This is a genomic window from Amycolatopsis sp. NPDC005961 (assembly GCF_040629235.1).
GTDB lineage: Bacteria > Actinomycetota > Actinomycetes > Mycobacteriales > Pseudonocardiaceae > Amycolatopsis > Amycolatopsis camponoti.
In genome coordinates this window covers 108,416-133,194 of sequence record NZ_JBEXVF010000014.1, presented here as the reverse complement: position 1 = coordinate 133,194, position 24,779 = coordinate 108,416, and the positions used below count along the sequence as shown (strand labels likewise).

Annotated in this window: 23 protein-coding genes; 8 read left to right on the top strand and 15 right to left on the bottom strand. The window is 70.9% G+C overall.

Translation table 11 applies throughout. From position 1 onward, the window contains the following. Window positions 1-3: 3 nt before the first annotated feature. The gene (locus ABZ342_RS15950) at window positions 4-1,458 is read right to left on the bottom strand and encodes an AMP-binding protein (RefSeq protein ID WP_360473372.1); all 1,455 of its coding nucleotides are present in this window, start codon (window positions 1,456-1,458) and stop codon (window positions 4-6) included. Between the two features lie 129 nt (window positions 1,459-1,587). Here ABZ342_RS15950 and ABZ342_RS15945 point away from each other — a divergent pair, with 129 nt between their 5' ends. Then, entirely contained in the window at window positions 1,588-1,833 is a 246-nt protein-coding gene (locus ABZ342_RS15945) for a phosphopantetheine-binding protein (RefSeq protein ID WP_360473370.1), read from the top strand. Here ABZ342_RS15945 and ABZ342_RS15940 read toward each other — a convergent pair. Both ABZ342_RS15940 and ABZ342_RS15935 read right to left on the bottom strand, forming a co-directional pair. Beyond that, entirely contained in the window at window positions 1,826-2,785 is a 960-nt protein-coding gene (locus ABZ342_RS15940; protein ID WP_360473368.1) for an ACP S-malonyltransferase, read from the bottom strand. The two genes, ABZ342_RS15945 and ABZ342_RS15940, sit on opposite strands and share 8 nt — an antisense overlap. Beyond that, entirely contained in the window at window positions 2,778-3,728 is a 951-nt protein-coding gene (locus tag ABZ342_RS15935) for a proline iminopeptidase-family hydrolase (protein ID WP_360473366.1), read from the bottom strand. Before ABZ342_RS15935 ends, ABZ342_RS15940 begins: the two co-directional genes overlap by 8 nt. Before the next feature lie 283 nt (window positions 3,729-4,011). Between ABZ342_RS15935 and ABZ342_RS15930 the strand changes: the two genes are divergently transcribed. From ABZ342_RS15930 to ABZ342_RS15920, 3 genes are read left to right on the top strand one after another with little or no spacing between them, the layout of a single operon-like run. Further along, window positions 4,012-5,274 (top strand): nucleotide disphospho-sugar-binding domain-containing protein, encoded by a 1,263-nt coding sequence (locus ABZ342_RS15930; protein WP_360473364.1) that lies wholly within the window; start codon window positions 4,012-4,014, stop codon window positions 5,272-5,274. Between the two features lie 59 nt (window positions 5,275-5,333). Then, the gene (locus tag ABZ342_RS15925) at window positions 5,334-6,443 is read left to right on the top strand and encodes a sensor domain-containing protein (RefSeq protein ID WP_360473362.1); all 1,110 of its coding nucleotides are present in this window, start codon (window positions 5,334-5,336) and stop codon (window positions 6,441-6,443) included. A 17-nt stretch (window positions 6,444-6,460) separates the two neighbouring features. Beyond that, entirely contained in the window at window positions 6,461-7,114 is a 654-nt protein-coding gene (locus ABZ342_RS15920; RefSeq protein WP_155544751.1) for a response regulator transcription factor, read from the top strand. 7 nt (window positions 7,115-7,121) lie between these two features. Here the strand turns inward: ABZ342_RS15920 and ABZ342_RS15915 are convergent, their stop codons facing one another. The 3 genes from ABZ342_RS15915 to ABZ342_RS15905 are packed head-to-tail and all read right to left on the bottom strand — an operon-like array spanning window position 7,122 to window position 9,629. After that, window positions 7,122-7,295 carry an acyl-CoA carboxylase epsilon subunit gene (locus ABZ342_RS15915; protein ID WP_360473360.1) on the bottom strand — a complete coding sequence of 58 codons (174 nt, stop codon included), beginning with the start codon at window positions 7,293-7,295 and terminating at the stop codon, window positions 7,122-7,124. Continuing rightward, entirely contained in the window at window positions 7,295-8,818 is a 1,524-nt protein-coding gene (locus ABZ342_RS15910) for an acyl-CoA carboxylase subunit beta (RefSeq protein ID WP_230862930.1), read from the bottom strand. Before ABZ342_RS15910 ends, ABZ342_RS15915 begins: the two co-directional genes overlap by 1 nt. A gap of 49 nt (window positions 8,819-8,867) precedes the next feature. Then, window positions 8,868-9,629: an alpha/beta fold hydrolase gene (locus tag ABZ342_RS15905; protein WP_360473358.1), complete on the bottom strand. Its 762-nt coding sequence runs from the start codon at window positions 9,627-9,629 to the stop codon at window positions 8,868-8,870. 179 nt (window positions 9,630-9,808) lie between these two features. On the opposite strand from ABZ342_RS15905, the gene ABZ342_RS15900 reads away from it, so the two are divergent. Continuing rightward, entirely contained in the window at window positions 9,809-10,210 is a 402-nt protein-coding gene (locus ABZ342_RS15900) for an ATP-binding protein (RefSeq protein WP_360473356.1), read from the top strand. Between the two features lie 357 nt (window positions 10,211-10,567). Here ABZ342_RS15900 and ABZ342_RS15895 read toward each other — a convergent pair whose 3' ends face one another. From ABZ342_RS15895 to ABZ342_RS15885, 3 genes are all read right to left on the bottom strand, one after another. Next, the gene (locus tag ABZ342_RS15895) at window positions 10,568-12,007 is read right to left on the bottom strand and encodes a DUF222 domain-containing protein (protein WP_360473354.1); all 1,440 of its coding nucleotides are present in this window, start codon (window positions 12,005-12,007) and stop codon (window positions 10,568-10,570) included. Window positions 12,008-12,063: 56 nt separating this feature from the next. Then, window positions 12,064-12,438: an STAS domain-containing protein gene (locus ABZ342_RS15890; protein ID WP_155544747.1), complete on the bottom strand. Its 375-nt coding sequence runs from the start codon at window positions 12,436-12,438 to the stop codon at window positions 12,064-12,066. Window positions 12,439-12,593: 155 nt separating this feature from the next. After that, window positions 12,594-13,508: an AraC family transcriptional regulator gene (locus ABZ342_RS15885; protein ID WP_360473352.1), complete on the bottom strand. Its 915-nt coding sequence runs from the start codon at window positions 13,506-13,508 to the stop codon at window positions 12,594-12,596. Window positions 13,509-13,582: 74 nt separating this feature from the next. Between ABZ342_RS15885 and ABZ342_RS15880 the strand changes: the two genes are divergently transcribed. From ABZ342_RS15880 to ABZ342_RS15870, 3 genes are read left to right on the top strand one after another with little or no spacing between them, the layout of a single operon-like run. Continuing rightward, a complete protein-coding gene (locus tag ABZ342_RS15880; protein WP_360473350.1) occupies window positions 13,583-15,037 on the top strand; it encodes an FAD-dependent oxidoreductase in 1,455 nt (484 codons plus the stop codon). Beyond that, the gene (locus ABZ342_RS15875; RefSeq protein ID WP_360473348.1) at window positions 14,985-16,367 is read left to right on the top strand and encodes an FAD-linked oxidase C-terminal domain-containing protein; all 1,383 of its coding nucleotides are present in this window, start codon (window positions 14,985-14,987) and stop codon (window positions 16,365-16,367) included. The genes ABZ342_RS15880 and ABZ342_RS15875 overlap by 53 nt, the downstream gene beginning before the upstream one ends. Then, complete coding sequence (locus ABZ342_RS15870) at window positions 16,364-17,731, top strand: carboxylesterase family protein (protein WP_360473346.1); 1,368 nt, start codon at window positions 16,364-16,366, stop codon at window positions 17,729-17,731. Before ABZ342_RS15875 ends, ABZ342_RS15870 begins: the two co-directional genes overlap by 4 nt. 52 nt (window positions 17,732-17,783) lie before the next feature. On the opposite strand, the gene ABZ342_RS15865 is transcribed toward ABZ342_RS15870, so the two are convergent. The 6 genes from ABZ342_RS15865 to ABZ342_RS15840 form a co-directional block, all read right to left on the bottom strand. Further along, window positions 17,784-20,528, bottom strand: a complete 2,745-nt coding sequence (locus ABZ342_RS15865; RefSeq protein ID WP_360473344.1) for an alkaline phosphatase family protein — start codon at window positions 20,526-20,528, stop codon at window positions 17,784-17,786. A 5-nt stretch (window positions 20,529-20,533) separates the two neighbouring features. Continuing rightward, on the bottom strand, window positions 20,534-21,874 hold the full coding sequence (locus ABZ342_RS15860) for an ABC transporter permease (protein WP_360473342.1): 1,341 nt from the start codon (window positions 21,872-21,874) through the stop codon (window positions 20,534-20,536). Beyond that, window positions 21,871-22,800, bottom strand: coding sequence for an ABC transporter ATP-binding protein (locus tag ABZ342_RS15855; protein WP_360473340.1), 930 nt, complete (start codon window positions 22,798-22,800; stop codon window positions 21,871-21,873). The genes ABZ342_RS15860 and ABZ342_RS15855 overlap by 4 nt, the downstream gene beginning before the upstream one ends. 368 nt (window positions 22,801-23,168) lie before the next feature. Next, the gene (locus tag ABZ342_RS15850) at window positions 23,169-23,396 is read right to left on the bottom strand and encodes a response regulator transcription factor (RefSeq protein ID WP_360473338.1); all 228 of its coding nucleotides are present in this window, start codon (window positions 23,394-23,396) and stop codon (window positions 23,169-23,171) included. 71 nt (window positions 23,397-23,467) lie between these two features. After that, a complete protein-coding gene (locus ABZ342_RS15845; protein WP_155544739.1) occupies window positions 23,468-24,121 on the bottom strand; it encodes a polysaccharide deacetylase family protein in 654 nt (217 codons plus the stop codon). A 3-nt stretch (window positions 24,122-24,124) separates the two neighbouring features. Continuing rightward, window positions 24,125-24,778 (bottom strand): glycoside hydrolase family 11 protein, encoded by a 654-nt coding sequence (locus tag ABZ342_RS15840; RefSeq protein WP_155544738.1) that lies wholly within the window; start codon window positions 24,776-24,778, stop codon window positions 24,125-24,127. Window position 24,779 lies beyond the last annotated feature (1 nt).

Sequence of the window (24,779 nt, the reverse complement as noted above, 5' to 3'; positions counted from 1 at the left end):
GGCTCAGGCGGGCGCCGGGGCCAGGAGGTCGGCCGCGCGGGCGGCCAGGGTCTTGCGGTCGATCTTGCGGTTGGAGTTCAGCGGGAACTCCTCGACGTGCCGGTAGTGCCGCGGGATCACGCCCTCCGGCAACACCGCCCGCAACGCGCGCACCAGCTCCAGCACCGGGCGCTCGCCGCCGGTGTAGAACACGAACAGCTCGGTGCCCGCGTCCCCGGCGACGCCCAGCGCCACCGCGTCCTGGACGCCGCAGTCGCGCAGGGCGTGCTCGACCTCCGTCAGCTCGATGCGCCAGCCCAGCACCTGCACCTGGGAGTCCAGCCGCCCGAGGTACGCCAGCCCGTCGGGAAGACGGCGGACGCGGTCGCCCGTGCGGTAGAAGCGCTGGCCGTCGCGGTCCAGGAACCGGCCCTGCTCGTCGGCCGGGTCGAGGTAGCCCGGCGTCATCTGCGGTCCGGCGATGCACAGCTCGCCTTCGCCGGCGTCTTCGTCCAAGAGCAGGTAGTCGTGCCCCGCGTGCACCTCACCGATCGGCACCACACCGTTGACCGCGACCCGCGGCGTCTCGACGTCATCCCAGCGGTACCCCGAGACCGTCACCGTCAGTTCGGTGGGCCCGTAGAGGTTCTCCACGATCGACGACGACGCCGCGGCGCGCCAGTCTGCCGTGTCGCGCACCGTCAGCGCCTCCCCCGCGAAGAAGCTCCACCGCAGCCCGGGCAGCGCGCCCGGCGTCAGGCCGCCGGTGCGGCGGACGAGGTCGATGGCGCTCGGCGTGGAGAACCACACGGTCAGCCCGCGCTCGGCCGCGAACCGCGGCAGGTTCCGGTACGCCCCGCCCGGCAGCACGACCGCCGGCGCGCCCGCGCCCCACGCGCAGAACAGGTCGAACATCGCGCAGTCGAAGTTCAGGTCGAACGTCTGCGAGAAGACGTCGTCCGGGGCGAAGTCGTACCGCGCGTCGAGCAGGCCGAAGTAGTGGTCGAGCGCCGCGCGCCCGATCCGGACGCCCTTGGGCCGCCCGGTCGACCCCGAGGTGAACAGCACGTACGAAGTGTCGGCCGGCGCGAGCGGCGCCGAGAGAGCCCGACCGGCACGCTGGTCGAGAACAGGCACCCCCGCCGGGGCCTGCCCATCGGCGATGACGACGTCGATGCCCGCGGCCTCGACCATCTGGGCCGTCCGCGCGGCCGGAAAGTCCGGGCGCAGCGGCACGACCGTTGCCCCGGCGTACAACGCGGCCAGGATGCCCGCGTACGCGGTGACCCCCTTGCCCGCCAGCACCCCTACCGTGCGCGCGCCGCGCTCGGCCAGCGCGCCGCCCCACCGCAGGGCCAGCTCGTGCAGCTGTTCGTAGGTGAGAGCCTGGTCGCCGACGTGGACGGCCACGCCGCCGCCGGAAAGCTCCAGGCCGCGCAGGAACCGCGTGTGCGGTCCGCCCGTGAGCACGGTGTTCATCGAAGTCCTCCGCGTGAAATAGGGGTGCCGATGCGTCGATCCGGGACGGTGACGCGCGGTAGAGTCCAAAACCGAACCGGGCGGTCGGTTTCCTCTCGGTAGATCCCAACCTAGCGATCCGGAGTAGCCATGTGGGACAGCACTTTCGACGAGACGCTGCGCTCGTACCTCCCGTTCCTGCCGGCCGAGGAGGCGTTGACCGCCGAGACGCCGCTGCGGGAGTACGGGCTGGACTCCCTCGCCACCGTGGAGCTGCTTTCCGTGCTGGAGCAGAGCTACAACGTGCGGTTCGAGGACGACGCCCTGAACCTGGAGACGTTCGAGAACCCCGGCCGGCTGTGGAGCACGCTGGCCCGGCTGCAGCCCGCTAGCTGACCCGCGAGGGTCCTGCGCCCCGGCGGCGGGGCTGCAGGGCCAGGCGCGGGTTCACCGTGACCACCTCGAAGCGGCTCGTGGTGACGCGGACGCGCCCGAACAGCGTGTCCGGCCCCGCGATCCAGAGCTTGCCCACGCCGTTGTCCGCCAGCGTCGAGACGACGTCCGGCCAGCGGAGCGGCTTGACGATGCTGTCGAGCAGCATCGTGCGCACCTGCTCGCCGCTGCGCAGGATCTCACCGTCCTGGTCGGCGACGATCGGCAGCAGCGGGTCGTGGAAGTCCAGCCCGCCGAGCACCTCGTCCTCCGCCTTGCGGCGCAGCGCACCGAACGCCCGCGAGTGCAACGGCGGCCGCATCGTGTAGAGGGAGAGCCCGCCCATGCTCCGGACCGTCTGCTTCAGCCAGTCGAGGTTCCGCTCGCGCAGCGAGACCATGTAGAAGTCGTGGTCGATGTAGCACGAGATGTCGAACCACTCGCCCTTTCCCTCCAGCTGGGACAGGGCATCGGTGAGCTTCTCCTCCGGCGTGCGGACGAACGAGTGCGTCACGACGTCGGTGTACTCGGTCGCGAAGAACTCGGTGAGGCAGCGGGCGAGCTCCGCCGTCATCCACACCGCGTCCGGAAAGGTGAGCGAACCGGCATACACGCTGGCCGGCTTCTCGCCGAAGCTCGGACCGGCGCAGTAGTCGGGGCTCATCCCCTGCTCCTCCTCGGCCCACTGGGCCAGGGCGACGCAGGTGAGCATGAACCCGACCTGGGCGTAGGCCGAGTAGTCGCCTTCGGTCTCGCGGAAGCGGTCGACCAGCGAGTAGCCGAGCCGGTCGTTCGCCTGCGAGATCAGCTTGCGGGCGAAGGGGTTGATGAGGAGGAACTTGCCGAAGTCGGCGAAGCGACAGGGGCTCATCCCGGGGAAGACGACCGCCGACCCCGGCCGGGTGGCCTCATCCATGGCTGGCGACCTCTCGTTCGGCGACCCGGCTCGCGGGTGCGGTGGGCTGGATGTCCTGGAGGAAACCCAGGAGGACTTCGCGGAACCGTTCAGGTTCCTCGAGGTGCGGGACGTGGCTGGAGTCTTCGAAGATCTCCCAGCGCACGTCGTGGATCCGGTCGAAGTACGGCTGGATCGTGACGGGGGTGGCTTCGTCGTGACGGCCGGAGACGAGCAGCGTCGGCACCTCGATGTCGTCGAGGTACTCGGTCACCGAGTAGTCCTTGAGCGTGCCGGTGACGGTGAACTCGCTCGGCCCGTTCATCGTGGCGTAGACGGTGTTGTCGTCGGCCATCTCCATGAACGAGGCCAGGTAGTCGGCCGGCCACGGCAGCACGCGGCAGACGTGCCGGTCGTAGAACGCGCGCATCAGCTCGAAGTACTCCGGCGCGCCGGTGGTGCCCGCGGCTTCGTGCGCCCGCAGCTGGTCGTCGACGCCGGGCGGCAGCTGCGCGCGCAGCACGTCCATCTCCTGGCGCCACAGCGGGTACGACGCCGGCGAGTCGGCGATCACCAGCCCGCGCAGGCCGTCCGGGCGCTGCGCGGCGTGCCGCGCGACGACCAGCCCGCCCCACGACTGTCCGAAGAGGACGTAGTTGTCCTCGATGCCCAGGTGCTGGACCAGGTTGTCCAGCTCGTCGCCGAACAGTTCCGGCGTCCAGAAGTCCGCGCCCTTGCCCGGCAGCCGCGTCGAACCGCCGCTGCCCAGCTGGTCGTAGTGCACGACCGGGAACCCGTGCTCGGCCAGCGAGCAGAGGTTCAGCAGGTAGTCGTGCGTGCTCCCCGGCCCGCCGTGCACCACGACGACGGCCGGCAGCTCGCCCCCGGCGGTGCCGGTGACCCGGTACCAGGTGCGGTACCCGCCGAAGGGAACCCAGCCCTTCGCGATGGGTGCCACGGCCATGCTCATCACCTCTTCGTTTCCCTCGCACCCGGCACACGCGGCCGGACCCACGTTCCTGTCTAGTCGCCGCGAGCCCGCCGGAGCCAGCCCCTAAGGGGCGTCTAAAGCCGGTCCAAACCCTGCTCGACCTGCCTAGCGCACGGCGCAGCGCCGGGGAAGGAATCCGCGCCGGAACAGGGGTTCGCGACCCCTACCGCCGCGTTGCCGGGTCGGCCTGGCGGCGTGCCGGCACTACCTTTTCCCTTGTAGCGGTGTTTCGCCCCCGAGTTCGGAGAGTGCGTCGATGCGCGTCATGATGATGGTGTTCCCGACGAGGACGCACGTCTACAGCATGGCCCCGGTGGGCTGGGCGCTCGCCGCGGCCGGGCACGAGGTGCGCTTCGTCGGCCAGTGCAACCCGCGCGAGGTGGCGTCGTTCGCCGAAACCGGCCTCGACGCGATGTGGTTCGGCGAGGAGCTCGACATCGCCCGCCACCGGCAGCTGCAGATGGACGGCGACAACGCCATGCAGGGCGGCTTCCGCATCTCCGAAAGCCGGCCGGAGCGCTACACCGAGGAGTACGTCCGCACGGTCTACGAGCACTGGGTCGAGGTCTTCCGCTGGACCACCCCGGACTCGCTGCTCGACGAGCTGGTGCGGTTCGCGAAGGGCTGGAAGCCGGACCTGGTCGTGTGGGACCCGATGATCTACGCCGCCCCGATCGTCGCGCACGCCCTCGGCGTCCCGCACCTGCGGATGATGTACGCGGCGGACCAGACCGCGCGGATCGCGGCGCAGTACCGGGACCTGCGCGCGAGCCACCCTGAGGACACGACGCCGGACCCCTTCGTCGAGTGGATGTCCGCCGCCGTGGGCCGGTTCGGCGCGTCGTACGACGAGGCGCTGCGCCACGGCGTCAAGACCCTCGACTGCCACCCGTCCTACCTGCGCTACGACGGCGTCGACGTCGACTACGTGCCGGCGCGGTTCATCCCGCAGAACAAGCCGATGGCGATTCCTTCGTGGGTGCTGGAAAAGCCCGAGCGGCGGCGCGTGATGCTGACCCTGGGCATCTCGAACCGGCAGGTGCTCGGCGTCGAGGAGACGTCGGTGGCCGACCTGCTCGACGGTCTCGCGGACCTCGACGTCGAGGTGATCGCGACGCTCAACGCCGCGCAGCTGGCGTCGGTGAAGAAGATCCCGGACAACGTGCGCGCGGTGGACTTCGTGCCGATGAACGAGCTCCTCGCGAGCTGCTCGGCCATCATCCACCAGGGCGGCGGCGCGACGATCGGCAACGCGGTCGTCAACGGCGTCCCCCAGCTGGTCATCCCCGGCACCACCTGGAGCGAGCGGGTGTCCGCCGTCGCCCAGGAGAAGCGCGGCAACGGCCTGGTGCTCGACCTCGAGGACGTCACGCCGCAGTCCGTCCGAAGTGGACTCCTCCGGCTGCTCGAGGAACCGTCCTTCCGGGACTGCGCGCTCGAGGTCCGCGACGAGATGCTGGCGACGCCGACGTTGGACGACCTCGTGCCGGAGCTGGAACGGATCGCACAATGGCAGTAACATCTGGGGCTCCGCCCCAGGTCGGGGGCTCCGCCACCCGAACCCCCGAAAAGCTGCCGGTGAGCGCGCGGCCGAAGGTGGTGCGCACCATCGGGTTCCTCATCGGGAGCCTGCCGATGCGGATCGCCGCCTTTGTGCTCGTGCTGGTCACCATGCTGCTCGGCATCGCCACCACCATGCTGTGGGTCGGCATCCCGATCCTCATCACCGCCACCTCGATGGTCCAGAACTTCGCCGCCTTCGAGCGCCGCTGGGTCCACACCATGCTCGGCGTCGACGTCCCGCCGCCGCGCCGGCGCGAACACGGGCCCGGGCTGCTGCAGACGTGGCAGGTCCGGCTGGTCGACCAGGCCACCTGGCGCGAGGTGAACTACGTGCTGCTCGCCTTCCCGCTGGGCATCGTGGAGTTCGTGGCCGGGATCGTCTCGGTCGCCGTGCCGCCGTTCGGGATCTTCGTCGCGCCGCGGATCGGGGCCATGCACGCCGCGCTGACGGCGTCGATGCTGGGACCGGACCGGACGCAGCAGCTGGAGGCCCGCACCCGGCAGCTGAGCGACTCGCGCGCCCGCGGCGTCGACGCCGTCGAGGCCGAGCGCCGGCGCATCGAACGCGACCTGCACGACGGCGCGCAGCAGCGGCTGGTGGCCGTCGCGATGAGCCTGGGCCGGGCACAGCTGAAACTCGATCTGGACGACCCTGTCGCCGTCCGCGAGCTGATCGGCGCGGCGCACGCGGACGCCAAGCTCGCGGTGTCCGAGCTGCGCGACCTCGCCCGCGGGATCTACCCGCCGGTGCTGCAGGACCGCGGCCTCGACGCGGCGCTGTCGTCGCTCACCGCGCGGATGCCGATCCCGGTCGTCGTCGAGGTGAACGTCGACCCGCGCCCGCCGGCACCGGTGGAGACCACGACGTACTTCATCGTCAGCGAGACGCTGACCAACATCACCAAGCACGCCGGCGCCGACCGCGCGTCGGTGCGCGTGACCCGCGACGACGAGACCGTGGTCGTCGAGATCCTCGACAACGGTCACGGCGGCGCCTCCGTCCGCCCCGGTGGCGGCCTGGCCGGGCTCGCCGACCGCGCCGCCACGATCGACGGCGTGCTCACCGTGGTCAGCCCGGTGGGCGGCCCCACGGTGGTGCGCGCCGACCTGCCCGTCCGCTGGTGAACTCCCGGGAGAGCGAAATGCGTGTCGTCATCGCCGAAGACTCCGTCCTGCTGCGGGCGGGCGTGCAGAGCCTGCTCGCGGACGTCGGCATCGAGACCGCGGCCGCGGTGTCCAACGGCGACGACCTGCTGGTCGCCGTGCGGGAGCACCAGCCGGACCTCGTCATCGCCGACGTCCGGATGCCCCCGACGTTCACCGACGAGGGCATCCGGGCCGCGATCGCGGCCCGCAAGGAGGTTCCCGGCCTGCCGGTGCTGGTGGTTTCGCAGTACGTGGAGGGCAGCTACGCGGTCGAGCTGATCGCCGAAGGCACCTCCGGCGTCGGCTACCTGCTGAAGGAGCGCGTCGCCGACGTGGCCGACTTCCTCGAAGCGGTCCGCCGGGTGGCCGGCGGCGGTTCGGCGATCGACCCCGACGTCGTCGCGCAGATGCTGTCGCGCAACCGCAGCCCCCTCGAAGGCCTGACCGCCCGCGAGACGGAGGTCCTCGGCGAGATGGCGCAGGGGCTGTCGAACGCGGCCATCGCGAAGAACCTGGTCGTCACCCAGGGCGCGGTGGAGAACCACATCAGCAACATCTTCGCGAAGCTCGGCCTCGAAGCCAGCCGTGACCAGAACCGCCGCATCCGCGCGGTGCTCACCTATTTGGACAGCACGACGGTCCGCACCTGACCGAGGCTCAGCTGCGCCAGCTCGTCGCCGGCCGGAACCGGAGCCGGCGGCGAGGACGCGCGGGCTTCGGCGGTTCGGGCGCGGACGGCTGGGCGCTGATGGCGGCCAGGACCGCCATCAGCGCCGCCAGCTCGGTCTCGTCGGGTGCGCCGCGCAGGACCCGCACCACCGGTTCGCCCATCAGACCGGCGGGTTCCCGTGCTTGCGCGCCGGGAGGTCGGCGTGCTTGGTGCGGAGCATCGCGAGCGAGCGGATCAGCAGCTCGCGCGTCTCGCCCGGCTCGATCACGTCGTCCACGAGACCGCGTTCGGCCGCGTAGTACGGGTGCATCAGCTCGGTGCGGTACTCCTTGATCTTCAGCGCCCGCACGGCTTCCGGGTCGTCGGCCGCCTTGATCTCGCGGCGGAAGATGACGTTCGCGGCGCCCTCGGCCCCCATCACGGCGATCTCGTTCGTCGGCCACGCCAGCGAGACGTCGGTGCCGATCGACCGCGAGTCCATCACGATGTACGCGCCGCCGTAGGCCTTGCGCAGGATCACCTGCACCCGCGGCACGGTGGCGTTGCAGTAGGCGTAGAGCAGCTTCGCGCCGTGGCGGATGATGCCGCCGTGTTCCTGGTCGACGCCGGGCAGGAAGCCGGGGACGTCCACCAGCGTCACGAGCGGGATGTTGAAGGCGTCGCAGGTCTGCACGAACCGGGCGGCCTTCTCGCTCGCCTCGATGTCGAGCACCCCGGCGAGGACGGCGGGCTGGTTCGCGACGATCCCGACGACGTGCCCGTCCAGGCGGGCGAGCGCGCACACGACGTTGGTCGCCCAGCCCGCGTGCACCTGCAGGAACTCGCCGTCGTCGACGATCTCCGCGATCACGTCGCAGATGTCGTAGGCGCGGGCCGGGTCGGTGGGCACGACGTCGAGCAGCCGGTCGGTGCGGCGGCTCGGCGAGTCGTCGGCCGGCACGTGCGGCGGTGCCTCGTTGTTGTTGGCCGGCAGCAGGGAAAGCAGGTAGCGGACGTCGGCCAGGCAGGTCGCCTCGTCGTCGTAGGCGAACGCGGCGACGCCGGAGGTCTCGGCGTGCACGTCGGCGCCGCCGAGGCCGTTCTGGGTGATCTCCTCGCCGGTCACCGCCTGCACGACGTCGGGTCCGGTGATGAACATCTGCGAGGTCTCGCGGACCATGAACACGAAGTCGGTCAGCGCGGGCGAGTACGCCGCGCCGCCCGCGCACGGGCCGAGCATCACGGAGATCTGCGGGATGACCCCGGAGCACCGGGTGTTGCGCCGGAAGATGCCGCCGTAGCCGGCGAGCGCCGTGACGCCCTCCTGGATCCGGGCGCCGGCGCCGTCGTTGAGCGAAACGAGCGGCGCGCCCGCGGCCTCGGCGAGGTCCATCACCTTGTGGATCTTCTGCGCGTGCGCTTCGCCGAGCGCGCCGCCGAAGATCCGGAAGTCGTGGGCGTAGACGAAGACCGTCCGGCCGTCGACGGTGCCCCAGCCGCAGACGACGCCGTCGGAGTGCGGACGGCGCTGTTCGAGCCCGAACCCGGTCGCGCGGTGCCGGCGCAGGGCTTCGAGCTCGGTGAACGAGCCCGGGTCGAGGAGCAGCTCGATGCGTTCGTGCGCGGTCAGCTTGCCGCGGTCGTGCTGGCGCTGCGTCGCGGCGTCGTCGGGCCCGCGGCGCGCGGCCTCCTTGATCTCCCGCAGTTCGCCGAGCCGGCTGGCGAACGCGGCCGGCGCTTCGGACAACGCTGCCTCAGACACGGACGCCTCCCAGCTCGTCGGCGAGGCGCCGGAGGATCACGCCTTGGTGCCGGGTGAGGAAGAAGTGCCCGCCGGCCAGCTCGACCAGCTCGAAGCCGCCGGCGGTGTGGTCGGCCCAGGAGGCGACCTCGTCGATGGTGGCCATCGGGTCGTCGGAGCCGGTGAAGGCCACGATCGGCGCGGTCAGGGGGACGCCGGGGGTGTACCGGTAGGTCTCGACGGCCCGGTAGTCGTTGCGCACGACCGGCAGGATCATGCGGACGACGTCGTCGTCGCCGAGCAGGTCCGCCTCGGTGCCACTGAGCCGCCGCAGCTCGGCGACGATGCCGTCGTCGGTCCGGGTGTGCACGCTTTCATCGCGGACTCGCGAGGGAGCACGCCGCCCGGAGACGAACAGGGCGGCGATTTCGTGACCGGCCCGCTCGAGCCGCCGGGCGGTCTCGTAGGCGACCATGGCGCCCATGCTGTGCCCGAAGAGGGCGAGCGGCCGGTCGGTGTGCGTCCGCAGGAGGTCGGCGACCCGGTCGGCCATGGCATCGATGCTGGTCAGGAAGGGTTCGTGCCGCCGGTCCTGCCGCCCCGGGTACTGGACGGCGAGCACTTCGACGGCCGGCGCGAGCGCCTTGGCGACGGGGAAGTAGAAGGGTGCCGACCCCCCGGCGTGCGGAAGGCAGACGAGCCGCGCTTTCGCCTCGGGTGACGCGGCGAACCGGCGGAACCAGTTCTCCCCGGCGTTGTCCACGTGGGCGACCATGTCGTCCACCGCCCTTCGGTCTCGGAGGCTCCTCCGGCCAAGCTAGCCAGCGCGCGAGCTGGGCAACGACCCCTAAGCCCCCCTAACGCGGCGGGTAAAAGCGGCAGTTCCGGGTAGTCCCTTTGGGATGGGTGCCGCAATCGGGGGAAAACGCGGCGGCAGGAGGTCGAACGGTGCGCGTGAGCTGGAACGGAGCCGACCAGCCAGGCTGGCAGGTGCTGGACGTGGCGGGCACCGACCGGCCCGGCCTGACGGCGGCCCGCCGCTGGGCCGAGGCCAAACTGGGCACGATCCGCGAGACGGACCTGATCGACACGCTGATCATCGTCTGCGAGCTGCTGGAGAACGCTTACGTCCACGGCGGAGGGCCCCGCCAGCTGCGGATCCACCACGCGCACGACCCTTGCGAGGTGACGGTGGCGGTAGCGGACGTCGGCGGAGGCGAGCCGAAGCTGCGAGCGCCGGACAGCATGGGCGGGCGGGGGTTGTTGCTGGTGGATCAGCTTTGCTTGGACTGGGGTGTCAGCCGTCACGACGACGGGAAGCTGGTTTGGGCTCGGGTGGGGTGTTCGGAGGGTTAGCTCGGGGGCTTTGTTCATCGGCTCGCGCTTGCTCGGCCGGTCGTGGCGGGGGTGGATACCGAATCGGCTGGTGCCAGGTCGACGGAGTTGCTTTCGGAAGCTGTCCGCCGAGCACCAGATCGGCGCAGTGCCTCGTCCGGTGAGCAGTGCCGGGTTCGAGGTTCGGTAGCGTCGGCAGCCTTCTGAGATACGGATAGGCCTGGTGCCAACGGCTATGAACCGCTAGGCGGAACCCGCCGCCAGTGTCGAGTGTGGACGCCTGCTGAACCGCGAAACGGCTGCCGCCAACGTTGGCGGGTTGCTCGGGCGTGGGTGTAGGCCCGCAGCCGGTGGCTGCGGGCCTTCCCCCTGTCGTGTTCAGGCCGCGAACGGTAAGGGTTGATGAAGGTTGTTGCGCCTGGGTTTTCGGCGTTTGTCCAGGAACACCGGTGGCAGGAACTCGGGCAACCCGTCGGCGGCGATGCGGACCTGCCAACCGGAACGGTGCAGCAGCCGGTGATGGTGGGCGCACATCAGGACCAGGTTGCCCAACTCGGTCGGGCCACCATCAGCCCAGTGCCGGATGTGGTGGCCCTGACAGTGCCGGGGCGGGCGGTGGCAGCCAGGGAAGGCGCAGCCGCGGTCGCGCAGGTAGAGCGCGCGGCGGATTCCCGGCGGGACCAGGCGGCGTTGACGGCCGAGGTCGAGAGGTTCGCTCTTAGCGCCCAGGACGGCGGGGATGAGCATGCAGTCACAGGCATGGATCCGGGCCTCGGCCGCGGAAATCTTGCCAAGATCGCCGAGGGTGGCGCGGCCGGCCTTGGCCGGAGTCCTACGGCCGCCGAGCATCGCTTCGCCGCTGCCAGCCTGGGACATGCTCCTATTGCCGCCGAGCGTCGCTGGGCCGCGACCCCGGGGCAAGGTTCCATCGCCGCGCATCGCTGGCCCGATGCCAGCCGCAGGCATGGTTCCCGTGTCGCCGGGCACTGCGTGGCCGGTGCAAGCACCGGTGTCGCCGAGGATCGCTTGGCCGAGGCTGGACTTCAAGTCCTCCAACGACACCGCGACCATCACGTGCGCTCGCTCCCCGGCCTGCATCGGCAACTCCGGACAGCTCAACGCCAAGTCGATCGCGTCGGAGAAGGCGTCGCCGTAACGTTCCTGCGGCGAACGCAAGTCCGCGCCTTCCTCACTACTACGGCGTTGCGCCAGAGAATCCAGCAGGGCACTGGCCCGGGTGCCGGTCTCGTCGTCAAGCCGGCCCTGAAGCTCCCAGGTCCCGGTTCTTTTGCGCCGCAACGAGAGTTCGCGGCGAGGGATGGCCGGTTCGGTCGTGTCAGGTTCGGCACCGTCGGGGTCGAGGTGCGCCAGGATCCGCGCACCCAACGCCGCGACCTGCTTGTGCCCAGCATCGGAGGCGAAGGACAGCAGATGCTGCTCGGCGTCGGCGCGGTGTTCGAGTGGGACTTGCGTCATGACCCCGACGATCGTGTCGATCATCGGAGTGCTCAACCGGCCAGCCAAAGCAGCAACACCGGTGGCAGGAGCGACAGCGGGAACGCCGTCGAGAGTGCGACCGGAGGTGAGAGCCCGGGCACGTTTCACCACAGCCTCAGCCGCAGCCTTGGGAACATCAGCCAGATGCTCGAAAAGCCGCGCCACGGAACGATATCCGAACAGCTCCACAACCCCGCGCGACTCGATCTCCGCCAGCAGCGAACCGATCTCCGCCTCCGCAGACCGCACAACAGTCAGCAGAGCGGAGATACGGTCGGCCAAAGCCACCGCATCCGCCCGCCACACCGCTTCGCTGTCCACAAACCAAGATTACCGGCACCCGAACGCATGTTCATCACACGAACAGGTGATCAAACCTAAGACAACAACGGCACCAGCTTCAACCAAGCCAAAGCCTCCTCGGCACTCCAATGCACCGGCAGCAAGGAATCCAGCCCGAGAACGGTGATCGGCCGCAGCAGCGGACGGCACCGGCCGGCGACCGCGAACGGCACCGCGGACGTCGCCGCGTCCAGCAGGATCGTCAGCACACGCGCGCTGCAGAACGTCACCGCTGATGCGTCGAACACCAATGCCTGCGGGGCCAGCCGGATTTCCTCCTGCAGCACCGTGGCGAGACGGCCGGTGACCGCCAGATCGAGGTCGCCGGTCGCGGTCACCACCGTCGCTTCGGATGTCGTGGTCACTTCGAACGTCGCGGATCGGCGGGTGCGCGGGGCAGGGATGAGCATCGCGAAGGCCTCCTTGGCGAAAACACCGTGAGGCCGGACGCCGGTCCGGGCCCACGGCAGCCCGGGTGGGGGGCTGCGGGGGATCGAGGCACGACGGCTGCAGGCTGAACCGCTCCCCCTACCCTACAACCGATGCGCAAGCGATGCACAGTAGATCAAACCCGCTGGTCACGGCGGAATCGGGCGGGCGTCGTCCCCAGTTCGGCCCGGAACGCGCGGGAAAACGCCGACTCCGACTGGTAGCCGACGCGGCCCGCCACCACGGCGACCGTCGCCTCGGAAGTGGACAGCAAGTGGGCCGCCGCCATCATCCGGGCGCGGGTGACGAACTCCCCCGCCGTCGTTCCCGTCTCGCGGGCGAACCGTCGCAGGAACGTCGCGCGGGACATCGCCACCTGACGGCTGAGCCGCTCGATCGTCCAGTCCGCCCCGGGGTCGTCCAGGACGCTGGCAACGGCCTCCGCGATCCCTTCGTCGGTCACCGCCGTCCACAGCACGTCTGCCGTGGCCGCGCCGCGGGCCGTCCGCAGCACCATCGCCAGCAGCACCGTGCTCAGCGCGGACAGGATCGCCGCCGTCCCGGGCCCCTCGCGGCGCGCTTCCCCCCGCAACAGGAAACTCAGCCCACGCAGGACTTCGTCCGTCTCGGGAGACTGCCCGAACGACACGTGGATCGCGCCCGGCAGGCTCCGGAACAGCAGCGCGCCCGCGCCCGCGTTGACCGCGTAGTGGCCGCAGAACAAGTCGATGACCGGGTCGCCGCCGCGCTCGCTGTGCCGGGTCGCGAATGCCTCGCCGACGGTCTCGACGGTGCCCCGCGGCCGGCCCGCCCCGGCCGTGACCACCCGGTGCCCGGCGCCGCTCGGGATCAGCACGACGTCGCCGGGGCGCAGCTCGAACACCTGACGGCCGACGTGCAGCCGGCACTCCCCCTCGAGCAGCACGTGGAACGGCACCCTCAGCGCCCGGGACCGGGCGACGTCCATGCGCGTGCCCGCCCCGAGCAGGCAGTGCTTCTCGAGCGAAGCCGCGAGGTCGGCCATGCGAAGCAATCGGCTGACAGTGTCCACGGTGATACTTTCGGGTAGAAAACTGATACTGACAAGCCTGTTCGTCTCATCTTCGCCGAAGCACACTCGACCGCATGGAAAAGCTCACCGCGGACGTCCTGGTCATCGGCTTCGGCAAGGGCGGGAAGACCGCCGCACACGCGCTCAGCGACGCCGGCCGGCGCGTGGTCCTCGTCGAGCGGTCCGCGAACATGTACGGCGGCACCTGCCCGAACGTCGGCTGCGTGCCGACCAAGATGCTCGTCCACTACTCGAACGGACGCCGCGTCGAAGACGACGCGCAGGAGTTCTTCGCCCACTCGATCGCCGGCGTCCGTGCGCTGACCAGCGCTTTCCGCGCGGGCAACTTCGCGTCGCTCGACGGGAAGGACACCGCGACCGTCATCACCGGCACCGCCCGGTTCGTCGACCAGCACACCGTCGCCGTCGGCGAAGGCGACGACCTCATCACGGTCACCGCGCCGACGATCATCCTCAGCACCGGCTCCGCGCCGGTCATCGCGCCGATCCCGGGCCTGGCCACCAGCAAGCACCTGGTCAGCAGCACCGAGCTCACGCAGGCGGCGACGCTGCCGGAGCGCCTGATCGTCGTCGGCGGCGGCTACCTCGGGCTCGAGTTCGCGTCGATCTACCAGCACTTCGGCACGCACGTCACCGTCCTCGAAGGAGCGGAACGGCTGCTGCCCCGCGAAGACGAGGACATCGCCGGCACCGTCCGGGAAATCCTCGAAGGCGACGGCGTCCGGATCATCACCGGCGCGAAGATCACCCAGGTCGAAGACAGCGGCGCCGTCGCGAAGGTCAGCTACGAAAAAGACGGGCAGACGCACAGCGTCGAAGCGAGCGCGCTCCTGCCGGCCACGGGCCGCCGTCCGGTCACCGACGGCCTGCGGCTCGACGCGGCCGGCGTCCGGACCACCCCGGACGGCGCCGTCGAGGTCGACGAGCACCTGCGCACGAGCCGGCCGCACATCTACGCCGTCGGCGACGTCAACGGCGGCCCGCAGTTCACCTACGTGGCCCTCGACGACGCCCGGATCGTGCTGGACCAGCTGCTCGGCGAGGGCAAGCGCACCACGGCCGACCGGGTCGCCGTGCCGCACACGCTCTTCACCACCCCGCCGCTGGCGACCGTCGGCCTGACCGAGCGCGAAGCCCGCGCGCGGGGCCTGAACATCAAGGTGGCGAGCGAAAAGGTCGCCGACATCGTCGCCATGCCGCGGGCCTACACGGTCGAGGAGACGCGCGGGATGATGAAGTTCGTCGTGGACGCCGACACCGACCTGATCCTCGGCGCGGCGCTGCTCAGCATCGACGCGCAGGAGGTCGTCAACACCGTCGCGCTGGCCATCCGCCACGACATCACCGCGACCGAGCTGCGGAACTCGATCTACACGCACCCCAGCTCGACCGAAGCTTTCAACGAGGTCTTCGGCACGGCTAGCGTGGGAGCAGGTGACGAGGAGGTTCCCGCGGATGCTGATCGACGACCTGGCCGCCCGGCTGCCGAAGGACCGGCTGGTCCGTGACCCGGACGTGCTGGCCGGCTTCGCCCACGACGAGGCCGAATGGGCGCCCTACGCGCTGCCCGCCGTGGTCGTCCGGCCGCACACCGCCGAAGAGGTCCAGGCCGTGGTCAGGGCCTGCCTGGAGCACCGGACCCCGCTCGTCACGCGCGGGGCGGGCACCGGCTTGTCCGGCGGGGCGAACGCGGTCGGCGGCTGCGTCGTCCTCGTCACCGACCGGCTCACCGCGATCAAGGAGATCGACGAGCGGGAGCGGTACGCCGTCGTCGAGCCCGGCGTAGTCAACGATGACCTGCGCGCCGCCTGCGCGGAACGCGGCCTCTGGTACCCGCCGGACCCGGCCAGCTCGCCGTGGTCGACCATCGGCGGGAACGTCGCCACCAACGCCGGCGGCGTCTGCTGCGTCAAGTACGGCGTCACCCGCGACTACGTCCTGGGCCTGCAGGTCGTCACCGGCACCGGCGAGCTCGTCCGGCTCGGGCGCCGCACCGCCAAGGGCGTCGCCGGCTACGACCTGACCGGGCTGCTGGTCGGCTCGGAGGGCACGCTCGGCGTGATCACCGAGGTCACCGTCCGCCTGCGGCCCGCCCGCGCCGCGGAACGCACGGTCGCCGGCTACTTCGACACGACGGTCGCCGCCGGGCAGGCCGCCGCGGCGGTCGCGGCCCGGGGCGTCCTGCCTTCGGCGCTGGAGCTGGTCGACCGGCACTGCCTCGCCGCGGTCGACCAGTGGAAGAACATGGGCTTGAGCGCCGACGCGAACGTCGTCCTGCTCGCCCGCACGGACTCCCCCGGCGCGCTCGGCGAACACGAAGCCGCGGAGATCCTGGACTGCTTCGAGCAGGCCGGCGCGACCTGGGCCGCGCAGTCGACCGACCAGGCCGAGGCCGACGCGCTGTTCGCCGCCCGCCGCCTCGCCTACCCCGCCCTCGAACGGCTCGGCCCGCTGCTCACCGAGGACGTCTGCGTCCCGACGCAGGCCGTGCCCGAGATGCTCGCCCGCATCGACGCGGCGGGGCGGCGCCACGACGTCCACATCGCGAACATCGCGCACATCGGCGACGGCAACCTGCACCCGCTGCTGGTCACGCCGACCGGCGACGAGACGGCCCGGAAGAACGCCCAGGCGGCGTTCGACGACATCATCGCCGACGCGCTCGACCTCGGCGGCACCGTCACCGGCGAGCACGGCGTCGGCCTGCTCAAGCAGCCCGGCCTCACCCGCGAGCTGGGCCCCGAAGTCCTGGAAATGCACCGCGCGGTCAAGAACGCCCTCGACCCGCACCACATCCTCAACCCCGGCAAGGTCTTCCCCGAAGGGACGCCCGCATGATCGTCCGCACCACCGCCGGCGAGGTCCGCGGCGAGCCGATCGCCACCGGTGTGCGGTTCCGCGGCATCCCCTACGCGGCCGCGCCCGAAGGTGAGCTGCGGTTCGCCGCGCCGGTCCCGCCGCCGGCCTGGGACGGCGTGCGCGACGCCCGCGAGCCCGGACCCACGGCGCCGCAACGGCAACGGACGATCCCCGGCCTCGACCTGTCCGCCGTCGTCGGCACCGGCTGGCGGCGGGGGCCGGAGTACCTGACGGCCGACGTCTGGACGCCCGGCGCCGGAAACCGGCCGGTGCTGGTGTTCCTCCACGGCGGCGCGTTCATCGGCGGCACGGGCTCGGCCCCGGTGTACGACGGCACGGCGTTCACCCGCGGCGGTGAGGTGCTGGTGACCGTGCAGTACCGGCTCGGCATCGACGGCTTCCTGCCGCTCGACGGCGGCGCGACCAACCTCGGCCTGCGCGACCAGCTCGCCGCGCTGCGCTGGGTCAAGGACAACATCGCGGCGTTCGGCGGCGACCCGGCCAACGTGACGCTCTTCGGCGAGTCCGCGGGCGCGATCAGCGTTGCGTGCCTGCTCGGTTCGCCGCTTTCGACCGGCCTCTTCCGGCGCGCGATCGTCCAAAGTGGACATGCGAACATGGTGCGCGGGCGGGCCGAGGCGGACCGGCTCGTCCGGAAGATCGCCGACGGCCTCGGCGTCGAGCCCACCGCCGAGGCGTTCCGGACGCTCTCGACCGAGCAGCTGCTCGGCGCGCAGGACGCGGTGCTGAAGCCCGGCGGTGCCCCCGACCTTCGCGGGGAGGACGGACTGGACCGCAGTTTCGGCCTCAGCCCGTTCCTGCCGCTGGTGGGTGACGACGTCCTGCCCGAGCACCCGGGTTCGGCGATCCGCGACGGCGTCGACCTGATCGCGGGTACCTGCCGCGAGGAGATGCTGCTGTACTTCGGCCCGACCGGCCTGCTCGACGTGCTGACCGACGAGCAGGCGGTGGCGATGCTGTCGGCATCGCACCCGGACGCGGCGGGCGTGCTGAAGAGCTACGGCCTCGGCGACGGGCGCAAGGCGGGCGAGGTGTTCGTCGAGGCCATGACGGACCTCGTGTTCCGCGACGGCGTCGAGGAGCTGGTCGAGAACCACCGGGGCCGGACGTTCCGGTACGAGTTCGAGTGGCGGGCGCCGCGGCTCGGGGCGTGCCACGGGATGGAATTGCCGTTCGTGTTCGATTCTTTGGCCGCGTCGACTGGGCTCGTCGGGGACAGTCCGCCGGTGGAACTGGCTCGCGAGGTCAATGCGGCGTGGACGCGGTTCGCGGCCACCGGCGACCCCGGCTGGGCCGAGGGCGAGACCAAACGCCTGGGCTGACGGCAAACGGAAAACCGGGAGGCCCCCGGACCGGAGGCCTCCCGGCGGGTGATCAGCCGTCCGATTCCGCGGACGGGAGGTACGCGCCCGGCACCTGATCCGGTGCGAACACCTGGTTCTCACCCGGGTAGGGCTGCTGCCACCCGTGCGTCTGGTACCACGTGAAGTGGTTCATCTGCGCGGGGTTCGCGTAGTCCGCGACGGCGTTCGGGCCGGTCAGACGCTGGTGCGTCGTCCACTCCTGCCACTGCGCCGCCAGCTGCTTCTTGTCCGCCGGCACCGCCGACGACGGCACCGGGGCCGCTGCCGGGTTCGCCGCGGCCGGGGTGTCCGGGCCGCAGGACGGCTGGGTGGCCAGGCCGTCCGTCAGTGACGTGCGGTTGGGCAGTGCGGTGAACGGCGTGTAGTCCGGCTTCGGCGTGAACGCCGCGGCCATCGGCGTCGCCGCGCTGTCCTTCTGGTTCATCGGCTTGACCCCGAGGATCTGCTCGATCGTCCGGATCATCGTGATCTGCGAGTAGTAGTGGCTGTCGACGACGCCGTGCTGGGCGTACGGGCTGATGATCTGCACCGGCGCCCGGTGGCCGTCGACGTGGTCGAGACCGGCCTGCGAGTCGTCCTCGACGACGAAGATCGCCGAGTCCTTCCAGTACTGGCTGTGCGAGATCTCGTCGACGATCCGGCCGACGGCGAGGTCGTTGTCGGCGACCTGGGCGGCCGCGTTCGGCGGGCCGCCGGTGTGGTCGCTGGACAGCCAGAACATGTTCAGGTTGGCCGGCCCGTTCTTCTCGAAGTCGTTCTTCCAGATCTGGTACCGGTAGGTGTCCGGCACCGACGTGTCGAACTTCGGGAAGCCCGGCACCGACACGTTGTTCAGCGACGGGATCGGCGACGACGAGACCAGCGGGTAGGCCGTCGGCTCACCCGTGGCCGCCATGTTCTTGGCGTCGCAGTACAGGTTCTGCCAGCTCGCCCCGGCGGGCTTGGTCAGGAACTGCTGGAACTCGCCGAAGTCCCGCACCGACTTCCCGGCCGCCTGCGCGCCGGTCCAGAGGAACCCGGAGCTCTGGTGGCCGAGGGCGTCGTCCTCGGTGTCGTAGCTGCGCAGGTACTCCCCCGCCGACGACTCGGTGTACTCCGGGTTGTCGGCCTGCATCAGCCAGTTGTGGCCCTCGGCGGAGTTCGTGCCGATGTCGTAGGTGTTGTCGTACAACCCGAACTGCTTCGCCAGCGCGTGCTGGTTCGGCGTGACGTTCTCGCCGAACTGCGTCACGGACGGGTCGCCGTTGCCGCGCGCGTCGTCGCCGAAGACCTGGTCGTAGGTCCGGTTCTCCTTGACCAGCAGGAAGACGTGCTTGATCGTCGACGGGTCGCCGAGCCGCGCCGGGACCGGGACGGCCCTGCGGTGGCCGTTGTCCTGCGCCACCTGGACCGAGTCGTTCGTCCAGCCGTTCTGCTTGAAGACCTGGCCGGTGTAGCCGCGGATCGCGCGGTCGTCCGGCAGCCGGAACTTCTGCACGCTCGACGTCGTGTCGTGCGTGCCGTGCCCGGCGGCCGTGGTGGGGCGGCGCGCGTCGATGCCGCGGGTGTTGGAGACGACGACGTCCTTGCCGACCGTGGTGATCGCGGTCGGGAAGTAGTCCGTCGGCAGCAGGCCGACGTAGCTCACCGGCTCCTGCGCCCGCTGGTAGCGGTAGACGGCGACGGCGTTGGCGCGCCCGAGCGTCACCAGCAGGTGGCCGTCGTCGGTGAGCGTGACGCCGTCCGGTTCGTACCCGACCGAGGCCTGCGGCCACGGCTGCGTCGCGATGGTCTGGACGACCTTGTCGCGGCCGGTGTCGATGACGGAGACGGTGTTGCTCGCGGTGTTCGTGACGAACAGCGCGCCGTTCTTGAAGTACACCGCCGTCGGGTGGAGGCCGACGTCGACGCTCTTCGGCGCGGCGGCCGCGTTCGCCAGGTCGATGACGCTGACCGTGCCGCTGGTCGTGGCGCCGGTGAACTGGCTGGCCGGCACCTGCGTATTGTACGAGTTCAGCGTCGGCTCGCCGGGCTTCGCCGGGTGACCGCCTTCGTTGCTGACGTACAGCTTGGTGCCGACGCGCACCAGGTCACGCGGCGCGTTGCCGACGGCCCAGCTCTGCTTGATCGCGCCGGTCGCCGCGTCGAGCGCGACAACCCGGTTCTGGCCGTTGACGGCCGAGTACACAGTGGACCCGTCCGGCGAGAACACGGCCTGCGCGACCAGGGCGTGCTTCGCGCCGTCCGCCGGGATCTTGACCGGCACCGGGGTGGCGACGGTCCCGTCCGGGTTCACGGTGAACTTCGTGTAGCCGTCGGTCTGCGCCAGCCACAGCGCCTTGCCGTCCGGCGAGTACGTCGGCCCTTCCTGGCCGACGTCGTTGCCGGCGATGCGCAGGTTCGCCGTCGCGGAGTTGCCGACGAGCTGCTGCACCTTCCAGCTCTTCAGGTCGACGATGGTGAGCGCGATGCCGCCGTCGGTGGTCAGCGCGGCGAGGTGGGCGCCGTCCGGGCTGACCGACGACGCCATGATCTTGCCGTTGTTGACGACCAGCCGGTCGCCGATCGGCTTGATGTACTGGTCGGCGGAGACGACCTGGCCGTTCTCGGTGACCTGGCCGACCTGGTCCTTCCCGAACTGGGCCGTCGACGCGACACCGACGCCGGTGCCGGTGGCTACGAGCACGAGCGTGGCGGAGCCGGCCGTCGCGTAGCGCAGCCGATGGCTGCTGCTCCGGCGGTTCCCGGCACGCCGTCTGCGGCGTGTTACCTGCATCGGGGTTATCCCTTCGTGGTGGTGAGCAGCTCGACGTTCCCGTCGAACTGCCAAAGCGGGTTGGGTTGGTCCCCCGCGGGGGTCCGCACCTGGAAGTAGCCGTTCACTTCCTTCGGTCCGTCGCCGTCGGCGACGTACCGCCCGTCCGAGGTGATGTCCAGCTGGTAGATCGCCTGTCCCGTCGCGTCGATCCCCGGCAGGTGCCAGGAGACGACGCACCGCCAGTCGTTGCCGGGACCGTCGGGCTCGACCAGGCCGTCGCCCTTGGTGCACGCGGCCGTGGCGGCCAGCTGCTCCTCGGTGACGTCGGGCCGGTTGAGCTGCCCGGCCTGCAGCCGGTAGAGGTGGGCGAACGCGGTGGCGACCGAGCGCTGGACCTTGTCGAGCTCGATCCCGGAGCCGGTGGCCGGCGTCGCGACGGCGACGATCCCGGCCGTGGCGGCGAGCAGCGCGACCAGCGGCAGGACACCGATGGTGAGCGCTCGGCGGCCCGAGCCGTCGTGGGCCGGGTTGGTGAAGTCGCGGCGCACGAACAGCAGGTACGCCAGCGCGGTCGCGACGACGGCCCAGGCCAGGCTGACGCCGACCGCGATCAGCAGCGGCCCGAGCTGGGCCGGGTCGGTGAACAGGCCGTTCCACGCGATGAAGGCGTAGCTGGGCAGGGCGAGGCGGACGGCGACGGGCAGCGGCAGCAGCTGGGCCAGCGCCAGCACGAGCGCGACGACGGCGGGCAGCAGCAGGCCCATCGGCGAGCGGCCCCAGACGACCGAGCCGAGCAGCCCGATCGCCCCGAGCGCCAGCGTCGGGGCCAAGACGCAGACCCACGCGAGCAGGACCCGCACCGCGGCGTCGCCGGACGTCAGCAGGTGGCCGTCGAGGCCGACGAGCGGCCGGTTCCCGGCGGCCAGGACCCCGCCCACCGCACTGGAAACGGCCATCCCGGCCACGAGGACGACGAGCACGCTGAGGCCGGCCAGCGCTTTCGCCGCGAAGATCCGGCGGGTGGAGCGGACCGCGACGAGCAGGTGGCGCCAGGTGCCGAGCCGGTCCTCGGATGCGAAGACGTCCCCGGCGACGACCGAGGTCAGCAGTGGGAGCGCGTAGGTGCCCGCGAACCCGAGCATCACCAGCGGCCCGGCCCAGCCGGTCGCGTTCATCCAGCGGCCGAAGAGCGTGTCGACGGGCAGCGAACTCTGCTCGCTCACCACGGCGACGAACAACGCGGGCGCGATCCAGCAGGCCAGCACCAGCAGGCGGACGCGCCAGGCGGCGAACAGCTTGACGAGTTCGAAGCGGTAGCCGCGGGACACAGGGACGGGACGGGCGGTCTCGGTGATGACGGTCATCGACCGGCCTCCGGCTGCTCGGTTTGAGCTTCGGTGAGAGCGAGGAACGCGGCTTCCAGCGGGGACACGACGGGCGCGAGCTCGCGTACCGCGATGCCCTCCTTCGCCAGCCGCAGCACCAGTTCGTCGAGCGCGGGCACCAGCGCGCGGACCACGAGCACGTCGTCGTCGGAGTCGGCGAGGCGGATCCCCGGCGCGCCGGCGACCAGGGGACGCGCCGCCCGCGGGTCGGACGTCCGCAGCCGGTAGCCGAGCTCGCCGTTCTCGGCGGAGAGCTTGCCGAGCGGACCGGTGAAGACGACGCGGCCGGTGGCCAGGATGGTGACGTCGGAGCACAGCGCCTCGAGGTCGTCCATCCGGTGGCTCGAGAGCACGACGGTGGTGCCCTCGGCGGCGAGCCGGGCGAGGACGCCGTGGACGTGCTTCTTGCCGGCCGGGTCGAGGCCGTTGGCCGGCTCGTCGAGCACCAGCAGGCGGGGCTCGGTGAGCAGCGCCGCGGCCAGCCCGAGCCGCTGCCGCATGCCGAGGGAGAAGCCGCGGACGCGGTCGTCGGCGACGTCGGTGAGCCCGACCTCGCCGAGGACGTCGTCGATCTTCGGGGTCCGCCGGTCGAGGCCGCGGAGGGCGGCCAGCGCGGCGAGGTTCTGCCGGGCGGTGAGCGACGGGTAGAGGCCGGGGCCGTCGACGAACCCGGCGACGTCGCCGAGGGTCCTGCCGACCGGCCCGCCGAGGACTTCCAGCGTGCCCTCGTCGGCGACGGCCAGGCTCAGCAGCAGTCCGAGCAGGGTGGTCTTGCCGGCGCCGTTCGGGCCGACCAGGCCGTGGATCCGGCCCGGGGCCACGTCGAAGTCGATGCCGTCGAGCGCGACGACGTCACCGAAGCACTTGGTGATCTCGCGCGCTCTGACGGCCAGGGGTGCGTCCATGGGTTCCTTGCTTTCACTCTGCGGCTCGAGCAGGAAACTTAGGCACCGCAAATTACGGCGGCGGGCGAGCGGGGTGAACGCAGCCCGAACGGGAGCCGACCGACGGCCGCCGGAGTGGTGAAATGTCCGGGTTAAGGAGGTTCCTTACGGTGAGTTAACCGACAGCTAGTCTGTCCACAGTGGACTTCCGGCGGGTCTCCACCCGGATTTCCACCCCGCGGAGGTCCTGCTCCACCCGGGTGCCGCCCTGGCGTTCCCCTCGTCGGAACACGGGAAGGGAAACGGACATGGGTGAAGTCGTCCAGTTCATGCTGCTGCGGTTCGTGCTCGGGGTGATCGCTGTCATCGCGAAGAAGGCGGGGTGGTGATCACCGCGCCCCGGCGATCGACTCGTCGTCCGAGTAGGTCGTGAGGACCAGGACGGCGACGTTTGGGTGCTCGCGCGCGAGGCGTCCGGCGGCTTCGACGCCGTCCATGACGGGCATGGTGAGGTCCATCAGCACGACGTCGAGGTGGTCGAGCCGCCCGGCCAGCTCGAGCGCCTGCGCACCGTCGGCCGCCGAGCCGACGACATCGACGTCGTCGAGCAGGCCCATCAGCGCGACCAGGCCCTCGCCGGGGGAATGGCGGCGCGGCGGGTTCGGGGCCGCCGCGCCACCCGGAGGCCTCAGCCGGGAGCCACCGCCCGGCCCGTCTGAGGCGAGATCATGCCCGCGCACAGCCCGCGGCTCGCCAGGCCCTGCGCGATCCGCGGAATGGCGGAGAGGGTGTTGGCGGGCCATTCGTGCATGAGGATGACCTGGCCGTTGCCGAGACGGGCGTTGGCCTGCACGATCGCGTCGACGCTCGCGTTGTTCCAGTCCTGCGAGTCGACGTCCCAGATGATCTGCCGCAGGCCGTACTTCGCTTCGACCGCCTGCAACGTTCCGTTCGTTTCCCCGTACGGCGGCCGGAACAGCTTCGGCGTCCCACCGCCGGCGGCCGAGATCGCCTGCTGCGTCCGGGAAACCTCGGAGTCCATTTGGGACTGGCTCTGCTGCGTGAGGTGCGGGTGGGTGTAACTGTGGTTCCCGACCCACATCCCGGCACTCACCTCGGCCCGCACCTGAGCGGGATAGGCGGCGGCGTACTGGCCTTCGTTGAACATGGTGGCGCGCAAACCGTTCTGCCGCAGGGCGTTGAGCAGCCCGGGGGTGTGCGCGTTCGAGGGTCCGTCATCGAAGGTGAGGCCGACATAGCCGTTGCAGGCGGCGGCGTGCGCGGGCGTGGCACCGACCGCGCCCGTGATCACGAGGGCGGCCGCGAGGATCAACGTGCGCATCGGTCAGCCCACCGAGATGTTGGAGTTGCCGCTGCTCTGATAGCCCTCGGTGGCGAGGATCATGTAGTAGTTGAAGCTGCCCATGCGCATGCCGTAGCGCGCCCAGGCGTCGAAGTGGTTCCCGGTGGTGATGGTCCCGCCGGTCTTCTTCTGCTGCCGCACGGACCAGTACTGGTTGAAGGTCTTGGTACCTTCGACGGACGGCGCGTTGTAGCGGGTGGTCTGGTAGATGTCGTAGGTGCCACCATCGCTGGTGACGGTGCCCTTGTAGGTGCCGGTGGGCCGGTAGGTGCCCCAGTTGTCGACGATGTAGTACTCGACGAGCGGGTTGGAGGTCCAGCCGTAGAGGGCGAGATAGCCGTTGCCGGAGGGGTTGAAGCTGCCGGAGTAGTTCACGGTCCGCCGGCTCCCGTTGCTCCACCCCTTGCCACCGACGAAGTTCCCGACGTTGCTCCAGTTCATCCGGTAGTTCCCGCCGGAGCCGAGCGTCATCTGGACGGAGCCGCCGCCGTCGGTCCAGAAGGAGTAGTAGTAGCCACCGTTGTTCCCGGTCTGGCTGGTGGTGATGACGGTATCGGCCCGGGCCACCCCGGGAACGAGCGCGGCGATGAGCGCAAGAACGGTCCCACCGGCGAACACCCTGATCTTGGTGAGCATG